The organism is uncultured Modestobacter sp. (genome assembly GCF_947486615.1).
GTDB lineage: Bacteria > Actinomycetota > Actinomycetes > Mycobacteriales > Geodermatophilaceae > Modestobacter.
Genome location: NZ_CANKUD010000001.1, coordinates 240510 through 255616, shown reverse-complemented (window position 1 = coordinate 255616; position 15107 = coordinate 240510). Strand labels below are relative to the sequence as shown.

16 protein-coding genes are annotated in these 15107 nt (G+C 74.4%); 9 read left to right on the top strand and 7 right to left on the bottom strand.

Translation table 11 applies throughout. The annotated features are described in order from the left end of the window. The first annotated feature begins 10 nt into the window (after positions 1–10). Positions 11–826, top strand: a complete 816-nt coding sequence (locus tag Q1A09_RS01230) for an SDR family oxidoreductase (protein WP_299951062.1) — start codon at positions 11–13, stop codon at positions 824–826. 7 nt (positions 827–833) lie between these two features. On the opposite strand, the gene Q1A09_RS01225 is transcribed toward Q1A09_RS01230, so the two are convergent. Beyond that, complete coding sequence (locus Q1A09_RS01225) at positions 834–1913, bottom strand: PP2C family protein-serine/threonine phosphatase (RefSeq protein WP_299951059.1); 1080 nt, start codon at positions 1911–1913, stop codon at positions 834–836. Positions 1914–2060: 147 nt separating this feature from the next. On the opposite strand from Q1A09_RS01225, the gene Q1A09_RS01220 reads away from it, so the two are divergent. Beyond that, positions 2061–3017: an NADPH:quinone oxidoreductase family protein gene (locus Q1A09_RS01220; RefSeq protein WP_299951056.1), complete on the top strand. Its 957-nt coding sequence runs from the start codon at positions 2061–2063 to the stop codon at positions 3015–3017. Between the two features lie 62 nt (positions 3018–3079). Here Q1A09_RS01220 and Q1A09_RS01215 read toward each other — a convergent pair whose 3' ends face one another. Then, complete coding sequence (locus Q1A09_RS01215; RefSeq protein WP_299951053.1) at positions 3080–3283, bottom strand: DUF5703 family protein; 204 nt, start codon at positions 3281–3283, stop codon at positions 3080–3082. 153 nt (positions 3284–3436) lie between these two features. Here Q1A09_RS01215 and Q1A09_RS01210 point away from each other — a divergent pair, with 153 nt between their 5' ends. Further along, positions 3437–3646 (top strand): hypothetical protein, encoded by a 210-nt coding sequence (locus tag Q1A09_RS01210; RefSeq protein WP_299951050.1) that lies wholly within the window; start codon positions 3437–3439, stop codon positions 3644–3646. A gap of 4 nt (positions 3647–3650) precedes the next feature. On the opposite strand, the gene Q1A09_RS01205 is transcribed toward Q1A09_RS01210, so the two are convergent. Beyond that, complete coding sequence (locus Q1A09_RS01205) at positions 3651–4655, bottom strand: YncE family protein (protein ID WP_299951047.1); 1005 nt, start codon at positions 4653–4655, stop codon at positions 3651–3653. An 80-nt stretch (positions 4656–4735) separates the two neighbouring features. Here Q1A09_RS01205 and Q1A09_RS01200 point away from each other — a divergent pair, with 80 nt between their 5' ends. Genes Q1A09_RS01200 through Q1A09_RS01185 form a run of 4 tightly spaced genes read left to right on the top strand, consistent with a single transcriptional unit; the run spans position 4736 to position 9274 of the window. Then, on the top strand, positions 4736–7096 hold the full coding sequence (locus tag Q1A09_RS01200) for a phosphoketolase (RefSeq protein WP_299951044.1): 2361 nt from the start codon (positions 4736–4738) through the stop codon (positions 7094–7096). Further along, entirely contained in the window at positions 7093–8193 is a 1101-nt protein-coding gene (locus Q1A09_RS01195) for an acetate/propionate family kinase (protein ID WP_299951042.1), read from the top strand. The genes Q1A09_RS01200 and Q1A09_RS01195 overlap by 4 nt, the downstream gene beginning before the upstream one ends. Positions 8194–8228: 35 nt before the next feature. Beyond that, a complete protein-coding gene (locus Q1A09_RS01190) occupies positions 8229–8732 on the top strand; it encodes a hypothetical protein (protein ID WP_299951039.1) in 504 nt (167 codons plus the stop codon). Then, entirely contained in the window at positions 8729–9274 is a 546-nt protein-coding gene (locus tag Q1A09_RS01185; RefSeq protein WP_299951036.1) for a hypothetical protein, read from the top strand. Before Q1A09_RS01190 ends, Q1A09_RS01185 begins: the two co-directional genes overlap by 4 nt. Here Q1A09_RS01185 and rpsD read toward each other — a convergent pair. Continuing rightward, positions 9262–9867, bottom strand: coding sequence for a 30S ribosomal protein S4 (gene rpsD / locus Q1A09_RS01180; protein WP_299951033.1), 606 nt, complete (start codon positions 9865–9867; stop codon positions 9262–9264). The genes Q1A09_RS01185 and rpsD overlap by 13 nt on opposite strands. A gap of 68 nt (positions 9868–9935) precedes the next feature. On the opposite strand from rpsD, the gene Q1A09_RS01175 reads away from it, so the two are divergent. Next, entirely contained in the window at positions 9936–10736 is an 801-nt protein-coding gene (locus Q1A09_RS01175; protein WP_299951029.1) for a DUF2470 domain-containing protein, read from the top strand. 92 nt (positions 10737–10828) lie between these two features. Here the strand turns inward: Q1A09_RS01175 and Q1A09_RS01170 are convergent, their stop codons facing one another. From Q1A09_RS01170 to Q1A09_RS01160, 3 genes are read right to left on the bottom strand one after another with little or no spacing between them, the layout of a single operon-like run. Further along, positions 10829–11095 carry a GlsB/YeaQ/YmgE family stress response membrane protein gene (locus Q1A09_RS01170; RefSeq protein ID WP_299951027.1) on the bottom strand — a complete coding sequence of 89 codons (267 nt, stop codon included), beginning with the start codon at positions 11093–11095 and terminating at the stop codon, positions 10829–10831. A 57-nt stretch (positions 11096–11152) separates the two neighbouring features. After that, positions 11153–13102, bottom strand: coding sequence for an AAA family ATPase (locus tag Q1A09_RS01165; RefSeq protein ID WP_299951024.1), 1950 nt, complete (start codon positions 13100–13102; stop codon positions 11153–11155). A 3-nt stretch (positions 13103–13105) separates the two neighbouring features. After that, positions 13106–14086, bottom strand: coding sequence for an aldo/keto reductase (locus Q1A09_RS01160; protein ID WP_299951021.1), 981 nt, complete (start codon positions 14084–14086; stop codon positions 13106–13108). Between the two features lie 161 nt (positions 14087–14247). Between Q1A09_RS01160 and Q1A09_RS01155 the strand changes: the two genes are divergently transcribed. Continuing rightward, positions 14248–15078: an undecaprenyl-diphosphate phosphatase gene (locus tag Q1A09_RS01155; RefSeq protein WP_299951018.1), complete on the top strand. Its 831-nt coding sequence runs from the start codon at positions 14248–14250 to the stop codon at positions 15076–15078. Positions 15079–15107: the final 29 nt, after the last annotated feature.

Sequence of the window (15107 nt, the reverse complement as noted above, 5' to 3'; positions counted from 1 at the left end):
TGATCAGCGGGTGACCGAGACCACTGCTGTTCCCGGATCCCCCCGCCCCGGCGACGTCGCCCTGATCACCGGGGGCGCCGGCGGCTTCGGCCGCGCACTCGCCGCCCGGCTCCGCGCCCGGGAGGTGACCGTCGTCCTGGCCGACCTGGACGGCGAGCGCGCCCGGCAGACCGCCACCGACCTCGGTGCCCACTTCCTGCCCCTGGACGTCACCGACCGGGCCGCCAACGCGGCCGTCGTCGCGCAGGTGGAGGCCGAGCACGGCCGGCTGGACGCCACCTTCCTCAACGCCGGCATCGCCGGGAAGAGCCGCGACGCCCTGGACGTCGACGAGTTCCTGCACGTGGTGGACGTCGACCTCTTCGGCGTCGTCTACGGCGCGGAGGCCGCCCTGCCTGCGCTGCGCCGGGCCGGCGGTGGCTCGATCGTGGTCACCGCGTCCCTGGCCGGCCTCGCCCCGGTGGCCACCGACCCCGGCTACAGCGTCGCCAAGGGCGGGGCGATCGCCTTCGTCCGGTCGATGGCACCCCGTCTGGTGGGGGACCGGATCACCATCTCCGCCATCTGCCCCGGGTTCGCCGACACCGCGATCATCGACCCGCTGCGCGAGGAGTTCGCCGCCGCCGACTTCCCGGTGCTCTCCGCCGACGAGGTGGCGCAGGCGATGGAGGCCGCCTGGGCCGGTGCCGAGCCGGGTGCGGCCTACGTGGTCCAGCCCGGCGTCGGGGCCATCCCGTACCGGTTCAAGGGCGTGCCGGCGGCCCGGACCTCGAGTGGGCAGACCGCCGTCGTCCCGGAGGCGCTGATCCCGCCGTCGATGCGCTGAGTGCGGGTCAGCAGACCCGGACGGCGAGCACCGCGACGTCGTCGTCCAGCCGGCCGGACATCCCGCTGATCAGCCCGTCGCAGAGCTCCTCCAGCGGCAGGCCGGACAACCCGGCCAGCCGCTCGGTCAGCCAGTCGGTGCCCGCGTCCAGCGGCACGCCGCGGCGCTCGACCAGGCCGTCGGTGTAGAGCACCAGGGTGTCGCCGCCGGTCAGCGTCAGGTGGTGCTCGGCCCGCTGGACGCCGGCCGCGACTCCCAGCAGCAGGTCCGGGGTGCGGTCCAGCAGCTGCACCCGGCCATCGGCGGACAACAGCACCGGCGGCGGGTGGCCGGCGTTCGACCAGTCCAGCCGGGGCCCGCTCTCGGCAGTGGCCGGGTGCACCGTGGCCACCGCCGCGGTGATCAGGGTGTCGACCTGCAGCTGGGCCATCGCGCGATCGAGCGCGCCGAGCACCAGCGCGGGCGAGCCGGCCACCGTCGTCCCGATCCCACGCAGCACACCGCGGGCCTGCGCCATCGTCGCCGCGGCGGCCACGTCGTGACCGGCGACGTCGCCGATGACCAGCATCGTCGAGCCGCCGGGCACCGGGAAGGCGTCGTACCAGTCGCCGCCGACCTGGGCGTGCTGGACGGCCGGCAGGTACCGCACGGCGATCGCCAGGCCGGGCACGGTGGGCGGGTCGGTGAGCAGGCTGCGCTGCAACGTCTCCGCGACCTGGACGGCACCGCGGGCCATCGCCGCCTCGGCGCTCAGCCGGGTGAGCACCGCCTCCCGGCGCAGCCGGAGCGTGCAGGCGAACAGGGCGAGGACACCGCCGAGGGCCACGCCCATCAGCCGGATGGACTGGGCGACCACCGTGCCGGCGGAGTACTGGTCGCCGTAGAACCCGAAGAAGACCGCCAGCAGGAGGGCGGCGACCCCGTAGGCGGCGGTGGCCCGCCGGCCCAGCACGGTCGCTGCGACCAGCGGTGCCATGGCCAGCAGCCCGACGACCACCTGGCCGGGCTCGCTGACCAGGTTCAGCAGGCTGAACAGCACCAGGACCCCGAGGGGCAGCAGGTGCCGCGTGCGCAGCCGCCGGTTCACCGACCGCCCTTCCCGTCCGTGCGGCCCCGCGCCACACGCCCATGATCACCAAGGATCGTGCGCAGCCTAACGGCCCGGACGGGTTCCGCCGCGCATCCGCCACACCCGGGTGATCCGCGTCACCCGGTCTCTGGCACTGTCGATCGCATGCGCGCATGGCGAGTCCACTCCCTCGGCGACCCGGCCGAGGTCATGTCCCTCGACGAGGTCGACCAGCCCACCCCGGGGGAGGGGCAGCTGCTGGTGCGGGTGCTGGCCGCCGGGCTGAACTTCCCGGACGTGCTGATGACCATGGGCATGTACCAGGAGAAGCCGCCCCTGCCCTTCACCCCGGGAGTCGAGCTGTGCGGCGAGGTGGTCGGCACCGGACAGCGGGTGCTGGGCTCACCGGCCGGCGGGCCGGGGGGCTTCGCCGAGTACGCGCTGATGGACGCCGCCGCGGCCTGGCCGGTCCCGGACGGGATGTCCGACGAGCAGGCCGCCTCGCTGTACCTGACCTACCAGACCGGCTACGTCGGCCTGCACCGCCGGGCGGCGCTGCAGGCCGGGGAGTGGCTGCTGGTGCACGCCGGCGCCGGCGGGGTCGGGACGGCGGCGATCCAGCTCGGCAAGGCAGCCGGGGCGAAGGTCATCGCGACCGCCGGCGGGGCGCGCAAGACCGAGGTCTGCCGGCAGCTCGGTGCCGACCACGTCATCGACTACACCGCCGAGGACTTCGTGCCGCTGGTCAAGGAGATCACCGGCGGGCACGGCGCCGACGTCGTCTACGACCCGGTCGGCGGCGAGGTGTTCGACAAGTCGCGCAGGTGCATCGCCTTCGAGGGCCGGCTGGTGGTGGTCGGCTTCACCAGCGGCACCATCCCGCAGGCGCCGGTCAACCACGCCCTGGTCAAGAACTACAGCATCGTCGGGCTGCACTGGGGGCTGTACCGCAAGCACGACCCGGCCCGCATCGGCGCGGTGCACGAGGAGCTGTGCCGACTGTTCGCCGCCGGCGCGATCGACCCGCTGGTCGGCCGGTCGATGCCGCTGACCGAGCTGCCCGCCGCGATGGCCGCCATCGCCGACCGCAGCACCGTCGGCAAGGTCGTCCTCACGCCCTGACGGTCCCGTCGCAGGGGTCCCGCCGCGAGATCGTGAGTGGTGGGGGGCGACGGGGTCCTTCGTCAGACCATGGGGCGCGGGAGGTAGGACAGTCGCATCCGGCGGCGCATGATGATCTTGCGGGTGCCATCGGCGTGCAGCTGGAGCCGCGCGAGCTCCCAGCCCCCGGTGTCTGACTGCATGCTCATCAGCTGCGCGGCCGCCGAGCGCGAGATGCCCGCGGGGATGCGCAGCGGGGCGTACTCGTACTCGCCGGCTGCTGTCACCCGCCCGATTGTGCCTGCCGGACGCCTTCCGGTCATGTGGTGGCCACCACACGACCGGCTGACGGGCCGGGTGTCGCCGCCGGGCCGCCGGGGCAGGGGAGGACGACGGTGCCGGGCTCCCCGGCCCGGCCCATCGACCGAGAGGAGTGCGCCGTGACCGATCCGGAGGCCACCGACGCCGACCGCCAGGAACAGCAGGCGACCGCGTCCACGACCGGCCCCGAGCTCGCCGACGAGGTGTCCACGCCCGCCGACGACGTCCCCGAGGCCGATGCCATCGAGCAGCAGCTCACCGCCACCCCCGGAGGCACCAGCGCGTGGCGCAGTGCCCCCGAGGCCGACGAGTACGACGTCCGCGGCTGAGGCGTCAGGGGTCGATGAGCTGCAGCTCCCCGGTGGCCCGGCTGCCGACGAAGACCCGGCCGGTGATCGGGTCGACGGCGACCGTGTTGGGCTGCCGGACGGTGGGGAACCGGGCCACCTCGGTCAGCTCCGGGCCCGCGGTGGACAGGCCCACCACCTCGTTGGTGGCGGTGAGCGTCACCCACAGCACCTGGGCGGTGGGGTCGACGGCCAGGCCGTAGGGCGTGCCCTCCAGCGGGAAGGAACCGGTCTGCTGCAGCGGGTCGGCGGCGAAGGTGAGCACGGCGTCGCCGCGGGTGTCGGCCACCAGGAACCGCTCCTGGCCGTCGGCCACCAGGTGGGTCGGCCCCGCACCGGCGTCCAGCACCTCCACCAGCTCACCGGCGGCCACGTCGTAGGTGGTGAGGGTGTAGGCCCCGACGTCCACCACCCCGGCGACGTCGCCCACGCCCGCCACCCCTCCGGGCTGGGTCTGGCTGTCGAACGTCTGCGTCACCTCACCGTCGGTGACCACCGACAGCGTGCCGCCCATCTCGTCGGCAACCAGCACCTGCCCACCGGCCAGCTGCACGGCGTCGTGCGGGTAGTCCCCGACCTCGGTCTCGGTCACCTCGCCTCCGGGCAGGGCCACCTGGACCAGGGTGTTGGAGTCCTCCGCCGGCACCAGCACCGGACCGCCGGGACCTGCCAGCTGCAGGTGGCGGGCGTGACCGGGCAGCGGCACCTCGTGCACCGTCGTGCCGTCCCGGTCGACCAGCAGCAGCCGGTTGGGGTCGCGGACGGCCACCGCCAGCAGCTCGGTGACCGGGTCGAACGACATGCCCTCGGCGTCCGGGTCCAGCGGGACGACGGTGCCCGCCGGGTCGACGGTGAGCTCGGGGGAGTCGGCCGGCTCGGCGGCTGCCGGCTGTTCCTCGGCCGGGTCACCGCCCTCGTCGCCGCCCGAGCACCCGGCCAGACCGGTCAGCAGCGTGAAGAGCAGGACGGCGGTGGCACGGCGTCGTCGCATGACCCGATGGTCCGCCGTGACGGCCGATCGCGCCCCCGTTGACCGCGTGCAAGTCCCGGGGGACCGGGTAGGGGGCGGGGGTGCCGGACCTGACCACGGACCAGCTGCGCCGCTACCGCCGCAGCGCCGACTACCTCGCCGCCGCGATGATCTTCCTGCAGGACAACGTGCTGCTCCGCGAGCCGCTGCGCGCCGAGCACCTCAAACCCCGGCTGCTCGGCCACTGGGGCACCTGCCCGGGGATCACCTTCGTCTACGCGGGCCTGAACCGGCTGGTGCAGCGCACCGGGGCACAGACCATGCTGGTCACCGGCCCCGGGCACGGCGCCCCGGCCAACCACGCCAACCTGTGGCTGGAGGGCACGCACGGCGACCTCGACCCGGAGCTCTCCCGGGACGCGGCCGGGCTCACCGAGCTGGTCCGCCGGTTCTCCTGGCCCGGCGGCTTCCCCAGCCACCTCTCGCCCGAGGTGCCCGGCGTGATCCACGAGGGCGGCGAGCTGGGCTACGCACTGGCCACCGCGTTCGGCGCCGCGCTGGACGCCCCGGACCGGCTGGTCGCCTGCATCGTCGGCGACGGCGAGGCGGAGACCGGGCCGACCGCCGGCGCCTGGCACTCCACCAAGTACCTGGACCCGGTGACCTGCGGCGCGGTGCTGCCGGTGCTGCACGTCAACGGCTACAAGATCGCCTCGCCCACCCAGTCGGGCACGATGAGCGACGCGGAGCTGCTCGACCTCTACCGCGGCTACGGCTGGGCACCGCGGATCGTCGACGTCCGGGAGCCCTACGGCAGCAGCGGGCACGACCCGGACGCCGTCCTGGCGGAGGCGCTGGACGCCGCGTACGCCGACATCCGGGCGCTGCAGGACCGGGCCCGCGCCGGCGACCGTCCCGACCGGCCGGTCTGGCCGATGATCGTGCTGCGCAGCCGCAAGGGCTGGGGCGCGCCGGGGGAGGTGGCCGGCTCCCCGGTGGAGGACACCTTCCACGCCCACCAGGTGCCGCTGGCCAAGGTGCACGACGACCCCGAGCAGCTCGCCGCACTGGAGGCGTGGCTGCGCTCCTACCGGCCCGAGGAGCTGTTCGACGACGCCGGGCGCCCCGCGGCCGACGTCCTGGGCGTCTGCCCGCAGGGCGACCTGCGGCTGGGCGCGCACCCGGGCACCAACGGCGGCCGGCTCCGGCAGCCGCTGGACCTCCCCGACCTGGCCCCGTTCGCCGTCGACGTCCCCGCCCCCGGGCAGGGCGCGGCCGGCGCCACCCCGGCGCTGGGGCCGTGGCTGGCCGAGGTGTTCCGGCGCAGCGAGGCCCGCCGCGACTTCCGGATCGTCTGCCCCGACGAGCTGGAGTCCAACAAGCTCGAGGCGGTGCTGGAGGTGACCGACCGGGCGTACCAGTGGCCGGTCGAGGGCTACGCCGAGCACCTGGCGCCGGACGGCCGGGTGATGGAGGTGCTCTCCGAGCACGACTGCCAGGGGTGGCTGCAGGGCTACCTGCTCACCGGCCGGCACGGACTGTTCCCCTGCTACGAGGCGTTCGTCTCCATCGTCGACGGGATGGTGAACCAGTACGCCAAGTTCCTGAAGATGGCGGCCGAGGTGCGCTGGCGGGAGCCGGTGGCGTCGCTGAACTACCTGCTCACCAGCGAGGGCTGGCGGCAGGAGCACAACGGGTACAGCCACCAGGGCCCCGGCTTCATCAACAACGTGCTGACCAAGAAGGCCTCGGTGGCCCGGGTGTACCTGCCGCCGGACGCCAACAGCCTGCTGGTCACCATGCGGCACTGCCTGCAGACCACCGACCGGATCAACGTCGTGGTGGCCGGCAAGCAACCGGCGGTCCAGTGGCTGACCCTGGAGCAGGCCGAGGCGCACGTCCGGGCCGGCGCCTCGGTGTGGGACTGGGCCTCCACCGACGGCGGCCGCGACCCCGACGTCGTCCTGGCCTGTGCCGGCAACATCCCCACCGTGGAGACCCTGGCCGCGGCCTGGATGCTCCGCCGCGACGCCCCCGAGCTGCGGGTGCGGGTGGTCAACGTGGTCGACCTGCTCTCCCTGACGCCGGCCGACCGACACCCGCACGGGATGACCGACGAGGAGTTCTCGGCGCTGTTCGGCGAGGACACCCCGGTGGTTTTCGACTTCCACGGCTACCCGTCGGCGGTCCACGAGTGCCTGCACGGCCGGCCGCGACCGGGCCGCTTCCACGTGCAGGGCTACGTCGAGGAGGGCACCACGACCACCCCCTACGAGCTGCTGGCCAGCAACGGGGTGAGCCGGCACGACCTGGCGATCGCCGCGCTGCGCTGGGCGACCGGCTGGTCGACCACCGGCGGGGAGCTGGCCGTCGCCTACGCACGGGAACGGGACGACGTCCGGGCCGAGCTGCGCCGCACCGGGGTCGACCCCGACTGGATCACCGACTGGAGCTGGACATGAGCAACGTGCTGGTGGTCAACGCCGGCGGTCACAGCCTGAAGCTGCGGCTGCTCGGCCCGGACGACGACGACCGCGGCCGGTGGACCGTCGACGCACCACCGGACTCCACCGAGGCCGCCGAACTGCTGGACCGGGCGCTGGACGAGGCCGACGACGTCACGGCAGTCGGCCACCGGATCGTGCACGGCGGCGACCGGCTGAGCGACCACGCCCTGGTGGACGAGGACGTGCGGGCCGCACTGGACGCCGCCGCCGACCTCGCGCCGCTGCACGTGCCCCCGGCGCTGGCCGCGCTGGACCGCTGCCGGGAGCGGCTGCCCGACGTGCCGCAGGTCGCCTGCCTGGACACCGTCTTCCACGCCGGCCTGCCCGCGGCCGCGCGCACCTACGCCGTGCCGGAGCGGTGGCGGGAGGAGCTCGGCGTGCGGCGGTACGGCTTCCACGGGCTGTCCTACGCCTGGGCGGTGCCGCGGGCCGCCGAACTGCTGGGCCGGGACGTCGCCGACCTGCAGCTGGTCGCCTGCCACCTGGGCAGCGGCGCCTCGGTGTGCGCGGTGGCCGGCGGGCGCAGCGTGTGGACGTCGATGGGCTTCACCCCGCTGGAGGGGCTGGTGATGGTGACCCGCAGCGGCACCGTCGACCCCGGGATGATCACCTGGCTGCAGACCCGGCACGGGCTCTCCGCCGCCGAGGTCTCCGACGCCCTGGAGCACCACTCCGGGCTCACCGCGCTCTCCGGCGGCCTGGGCGGTGACACCCGCGACCTGGTGGCCGCCGCGTCCGACGGCAACGCCGACGCGCAGCTGGCGCTGGACGTCTTCGCGCTGCGGCTGCGCCAGGAGGTCGCCGCGGCGGCCGCGTCGCTGGACCGGCTGGACGCCGTCGTCCTCACCGGTGAGATCGGCGCCGACCAGCCCGAGGTGCGCGAGGCGGTGGCCGCCGGGCTGCCGGTGCTCGGGCTGCGCGAGGGGCTGTCGACGGCGCAGGACGTCGACGCGGTGGTCAGCCCGATCGGGGCGCAGGTAGCGGTCGTGCTGGTGCACCCGGAGGAGGAGCGGCAGATCGCCGCGGAGGTGCGCCGGCTGATCGCCCGCTGAGCGTGATCGACGGCGGTGCCCCATGATCATCCACCGTGACCGCTGGAGTGATCATCGTGCTGATCCTGGTCGGCTTGCCGCTGCTGGCCTGGTGGGTCGGCGGCCGGCGCTTCTGGAACCGGCTCACGCCCGGCCGCGGGCCCGACCCGTGGGGTGACCTGATGCGCTCCCACCGGCTGAGCACGAGCGAGGCGATGACGGTGCAGACCGCTGTGTCCAAGGGCACCGCACTGGACGACGAACGGCTGCGCCGGGCGGCGGTGGACCTGGCCGAGGAGACGCTCGGCCAGCTCCAGTTGTGGCCGGAGAACGGGACACGGGCGCAGCGGGTGATGACCCTGCTGTTCGTGGTCTGGGCGGTGCTCCTGGTCGCCGGAACTGTCTTCGCCCTCGCCTTCGGTGGTCTCTCCGACGTCCCGTGGTTCGGTCTGCTGCCCGCGATGGTGGCGTTCGTGAGCCCGATCTGGATGCGGCGCACCACACGGCGGGCCATCGAGCTGAACAGCGGACCGCCGTCCGTGACACCCGTGCAGCCATGACCGTCGCGATCGCCGTCGCGGTGCCCCTGCTGATCGGGTTGCCGCTGCTGGCGTGGTGGGTGGCGCGCCGGCCGGTCTGGACCGTGCAGGCCGTGCAGTACTCCGAGGCCCGGAAGAGGCAGCGGGCCGTCGTGCTCCGGTACCAGCTGACCACCGCCGAGCAGGCCGACGTGGAACGGGCCGTCACGGGTGGCAGGGGCCTGACCGACCCGCGGCTGCGGGCCGCCGTCGTCGACTGGGCCCAGGTGTCGTGCGATGCCGCCCACCGACGCCCGGCGCTGCGCAGCGGGCTGGTGCTGCTGGTGCTGGCGTGGGGGCTGCTGCTCCTCGGCCTGGGCGTCGTCGGTCTGGTGAGCGGCGACTGGAGCAGGACCTGGTGGCTGAACCTGCTGCAGTGGGGCACCTTCGCCACCTTCGTGCTCCTCCGGCGGCGAGCGCCGTACCGGGCGATCGCCCGGAACTCCGGTCCGGTCACCGGCGGCGCCGTGCCCCCGGGCGCCATGCCCCCGAGCGCGGCGCCGCCGGTGGCTCAGCGGGAGTAGTGCTCCACGACCAGCTGCTCCTCGCAGATCACCGGCACCTCGTCGCGCCGGGGACGGCGGAGCACGGTGCAACGCAGCTGCGCGAGCTGGACCTCCAGGTAGGAGGGCGCCGCGGCGTGCGCCCCGGAGGCGGCCACCTGGAAGGGCAGCTTGCTCTTGCTCTTCTCGGCGATCTCGATCACGTCGTAGGGCTGCACCTGGTAGCTGGGCCGGTCGACCCGCTTGCCGTTGACGGTCACGTGCTGGTGGCTGACGGTCTGCCGGGCCTGGTAAATGGTCCGGGCGAAGCCGGCGCGCAGCACAGTGGCGTCCAGCCGGGCCTCCAGCTGGTGGGTGATCAGCTCCTCGCCGGTCTTGCCGCCGGCGCGACGGGCCCGGTCGAACGCCGACCGCAGCTGCGTCTCGCTGACGTCGTACTGGGCGCGCAGCCGCTGCTTCTCCATCAGCCGGGTCTTGTAGTCGCTGGTGTTCTTGCGCTTGCGGCCGTGCTCACCGGGCGGGTACGGGCGCCGCTCGAAGTAGCGGACGTCCTTGGGGGTGAGCGGGATGCCCAGCGCACGGGAGCGCCGGACCTTGGGACGGGACTGGTTCACACGGGCCTCCAGGTTCGGTTAGGCTCACCTTACCCCCGACGCCAGGTCGGCCGTCCACGGAGGAACGCATGACGCGATCGACCCGCCCCGCACCCGGGCAGCCCGGACGCTCCCCGCAGCGGCAGGGCCCGACACCGGCCGAGCGGGCCCGCACCGTGGCCGGCCGCGCCGGCGCCGCGGTCTGCGCCGCCGGCATCGACGGCAGCAGGGTCCTCGCCCACGCCACCACGGCCGACGGGCAGGTGCTCGTCGTCGTCCCCACCGACGGCGACGTCGCCACCGCGGTGCGGCACTCCGCCGACGGCGACCTGGCCGCGCTGCTGCTGGTCACCGACCATGCGCCGGTGGAGCTCCGCGAGCCGGTGCGGGGCCAGGTCTGGCTGTCGGGGTGGCTGACGCCGATGCTCCCAGCCGACCTGCAGACCTCGACGCTGGCCTTCGCCGACGTGGCCCCGGTGGGAGCCCTGCTGGACGTCGGCCGCGGCGCCACCATGCTGCGGCTGGACCTGGCCGAGGTGGTGCTGGGAGAGTGCGGCACGGTCACCGAACTGACCCCCGAGGACTACCTGGCGGCCACGCCCGACCCGCTGGCCGAGGTGGAGGCGCACGCGCTGCAGCACCTGGACCAGGCCCATCCCGAAGAGCTGGCCCTGCTGGCCTCCCGGGTGCCGGCCGCGTGGCTGCGCGACGGGGGCGTCGTCCGGCCGCTCGGGCTGGACCGCTGGGGTTTCCGGCTCCGGATCGAGGGGCGCAGCGGCCACCGCGACGTCCGGATGCCGTTCGCCACACCGGTCACCGGGCCCGACGACCTGGCCGCGGCGATCAACCGGCTGATGTGCGCGGCCCGGCAGGCCTGCCCGGGCCGCTGACACCACCCCGAACGAGAACGCGCCCGCCCCGGGCGCCGACGTCAGCGTCGGTGCCCGGGGCGGGCGCGATGTTCTGGAGTGGAGCCGCGAGGTCAGTGGACCTTGCGACGGCCGCCGCTCATGCCCTCGGCGACGCCGATCAGCAGCACGGCGGCGACGATGGCCACGATCGCACCGATGATGTTCAGCTCGCCGAAGTCACCGGTGCCCAGTGCGGTGGCGACGACGCCACCGATCAGGGAGCCGACGACGCCGAGCGCCAGGGTGGCCAGGATGCTGAGGTTCTGCTTGCCCGGCTTGATGAGGCGCGCCAGCGCGCCGACGATCAGGCCGAAGACGAGAAATCCGATGATGCCCATGGGCTCTCGATTCCCTCAAGATCACCCGACCAAACCAGGTTCACCTGATCGGGTGCGTCACTCCGCCAGTTCGGCCAGCAGCGTGGCCAGCCGCGTCCGCCGCGGCCGGACGTCGACCTCGCGCACCGCGCGGGCCAGCGCGGCACCGCTGGCGTGCACGATCGACAGGTGCTTCTGCGCCCGGGTGAGCGCGGTGTAGACCAGCGGACGGGAGAGCATCCCGCCGGCCTCCGGCGGGAGGACGACGACCACGCCGGGCCACTCCGACCCCTGCGCACGGTGCACCGTGATCGCCCAGCCGTGCCGCAGGTCCGGCAGCGCGTTGCCGGTGACCGTGACCGGTCCGGAGCTGAAGTCGACGGTCAGCGACCCCTCGCCGGTGCCGGTGACCACACCGACCTCGCCGTTGGCGAACCCGATCGGCTCCAGATCCAGGTGGTTGGCGGTGGCCACCACCCGGTCGCCGACGTCGAACCCGAAGACCGTGCCGGTGCCGGGGTTGAGCTTCTCCTTCAGCGCCTTGTTCAGCTCGATGGTGCCGGCGGGGCCGCGGTGCACCGGGGTGACCACCTGCACCGTGGCGGGGTCGATGCCCAGCGCCCGGGGGATCGAGTCGGTGACCAGCTGCACCACCCGCCTGGCCGCCTCGGCGCTGCCGACCGCCGGCACGATGACCACCTCACGGTCGGGGGAGTCGACCTGCACCAGCTCCCCGCCGCGGACGCCGGTGGCCAGCCGGGCGATCGCGCCACCGGCGGCCTGCCGGTGCAGCGTCGTCAGCTCGGTGACCGGCACGGCACCGGAGTCGATCAGGTCGCCGAGCACGTGGCCGGGGCCGATCGAGGGCAGCTGCGCGGGATCGCCGACCAGCAGCAGGTGGGTGCCGTCGGGGCAGGCCTCCAGCAGCGCGGCGGTCAGCTCGACGTCCAGCATCGACGCCTCGTCGACGACGACGACGTCGGCGTCCAGCGGCCACTCCTCGTTGCGGGCGAACCCGCCGGTCATGCCCTGGGCGCCCAGCAGCCGGTGCACCGTCACCGCGGGGTGGTCGGTGAGCTCCTCCAGCCGCTTGGCCGCCCGCCCGGTGGGTGCAGCGAGGGCCACCTCGGTGCCCTTGGCCTCCAGCAGCTTCACCAGCGAGGCGACCGTGCGGCTCTTGCCGGTGCCGGGGCCACCGGTCAGCAGCGAGATCCCGGCGCCGAGCACCTGGGCGACCGCCGCCTGCTGGGCCGGGTCCAGGCCCTTGGCGACCGAGCGCACCGACGCCGGGTCGGCGATCCGGCCGCTGGTGGCAGCCAGCCGGTGCACGTTCTCCGCCACCGCCTCCTCGGCCATGCCGAAGCGGGCCAGCGACAGCATCCGCAGCGCCGGGTCCGGCTCGAGCGGCTCGTCCTCGGAGTCCGGGTCGAACGGCGGCTCGGGCGGCTCGTGCTCGAGCACCTCACCGGACTCCACCGCCGCCACGACCGCGGCCGCCGGGTCGGCGATGCCCTCGGCGCGCAGCGCCGCCACCACCAGGTCGGCCGGCAGCACGGTGTGCCCGTCCCGGGTCGCCGTGCGCAGCGTGAGGCCGACGATGGCCCGGCCGCGGCGGGAGTCCTGCCGGTCGGCGCCGGACAGCACGGTGATCGCCAGCCGGTCGGCGTCGGCCAGGGTCACCCCGGACAGGCTCAGCAGCGCCCACGGGTCGTCGCGCAGCCGGCGGGCGGCGTCCTGCCCCAGCGCGTCCGCGGAGTTCACCGCCAGCCGGGCGTTGAGTCCGGCACCGACCAGCAGCTCGACGACCTCGTAGGTCCCGGCGGCGGCCAGGAACGAGCTGAACAGCCGCTCGGCCCGCTGCCGGCCCACCCGGGGCAGCTTGAGCAGCCGGTCGGCGCTGACGTCGTCCGGGCTGGTGATGCCGGCGGCCGGCAGGTCGGCGGCGGTGCGCTTGCCCAGGCCGGGCCAGAGGCCGGCGGCGCAGAAGGCGGCGAAGACCGGGTCGGCGGCCGGTGCGGGGGTGCTCATGGATCAGTGCTCTCGGGGCTGTTCGGGATAGGAGAAGTGCGGCGCGGACACGTCGTCCAGCGCGGTGGTGATCGCCGGCGGCAGCCGGACCCCCTCGGCGTCCAGCGCGGCCTGCAGCTGGTGGGCGGTGCGTGCCCCCACGATCGGGGCGACCACGCACGGGCGGTCGCGCAGCCAGGCCAGTGCCACGCCCAGCGGCGTGGTGCCCAGCCCCTGCGCGGCGGTGATCACCGCCTCCACCACCCGGTCGGCGGTGGCCGAGCGCAGCCCGTCGATGAACCCCTGCCACTCCGCGGAGGCGCCCCGCGAGTCGGTGGGCGTGCTGTGCCGGTACTTGCCGGTCAGCAGCCCCCGCCCCAGCGGGGACCAGGGCAGGATGCCCAGCCCGAGCGCCTCGGCCGCCGGGGCGACCTCCCGCTCGATCCCGCGCTGCAGCAGCGAGTACTCGACCTGGGTGCTGACGATCGGGGTGCGGCCCGGCCAGGCCCGCTGCCAGGTCACCGCCTGCGCGGTCTGCCAGCCGGTGAAGTTGCTGATCCCGACGTAGCGGGCCCGGCCAGAGGCGACCGCGGTGTCACAGGCAGCCAGCGTCTCCTCGATCGGCGTCACGTCGTCCCAGGCGTGCAGCTGCCAGAGGTCGACGTGGTCCAGGCCCATCCGCTCCAGCGAGGCGTCCAGCGCCGCCAGCAGGTGCCCCCGGGACGCGCCCCGCCCCATCGGTCCGGGCGCCGTGCGCCCCGCCGCCTTGGTCGCGACCAGGACGTCTGAGCGCGGGACGACGTCGGCCAGCAGCCGCCCGAGGGTGCGCTCGCTCTCCCCGTCGGCGTAGACGTCGGCGGTGTCGACGAGCGTCCCGCCGGCGTCGACGAAGGCGGTGAGCTGCATCGCGGCCTCGTCCTCGTCGGTGTCCCGGCCCCAGGTCATGGTGCCCAGACCGAGCCGGGAGACCACGAGCCCACTGCGCCCGAGCGCCCGCTGTTCCACGACGGGTCAACCTACCGTTGCCCCCCGACGTCGCCCGGGAGCGACGAACCTCTCGGGGCGGTCTCCCCGGCCTCGACGGGCCCGCCACCTAGGGTGCCTGTCGTGCGACAGCCCTCGACCCGCCCTGCCCACCCGCTGCCCGACGGGCGGGTGGCCTGACCATGGGCTGGATCGAAGCCGTCGTCCTGGGCCTGGTGCAGGGCCTGACCGAGTTCCTGCCCATCTCCTCCAGCGCCCACCTCCGGGTCGTCGGCGAGGCCTTCGGCTGGGACGACCCGGGCGCGGCGTTCACCGCAATCACCCAGATCGGCACCGAGGCCGCCGTCCTCCTCTACTTCCGCAAGGACATCGCGCGGATCGTCGTCGCCTGGTGCCAGTCCCTCGCCGGCCGCCGGAAGGGCGACCCGGACGCGCGGATGGGCTGGCTGATCATCGTCGGCAGCCTGCCGATCGTCGTTCTCGGGCTGCTGTTCCAGGACTCGATCGAGACGACGCTGCGTGACCTGCGCATCGTCGCGGTCGCCCTGATCGTGTTCTCGCTGATCCTGTTCTGGGCCGACCGCATCGGCACCAAGCAGCGCGAGCTGAAGGACCTGACGGTGGGTCACGGCATCGCCTTCGGGTTCGCCCAGGCGATGGCCCTGGTCCCCGGGGTCTCCCGGTCCGGCGGCACCATCACCGCGGGGCTGTTCCTCGGCTACTCACGGGCCGCGGCCGCTCGCTACTCCTTCCTGCTCGCCGTGCCGGCCGTGCTCGGGTCGGGCTTCTTCCAGGCCTACGAGGCGCTCACCGGCGACACCGAGGGCCAGGCGATCTCCTGGGGTCCGACCGTGCTGGCCACGGTCATCGCCTTCGGCGTGGGGCTGACCGTGATCGCCTGGCTGCTGCGGTACCTGGACCGGGGAAGCTTCACCCCCTTCGTCGTCTACCGCATCGTGCTGGGCGTGCTCGTCCTGGCCCTCGTCGGCACCGGCGTCCTCGACCCCACCTGACGCCTGGACCCCACCTGACGCCCGGCCCC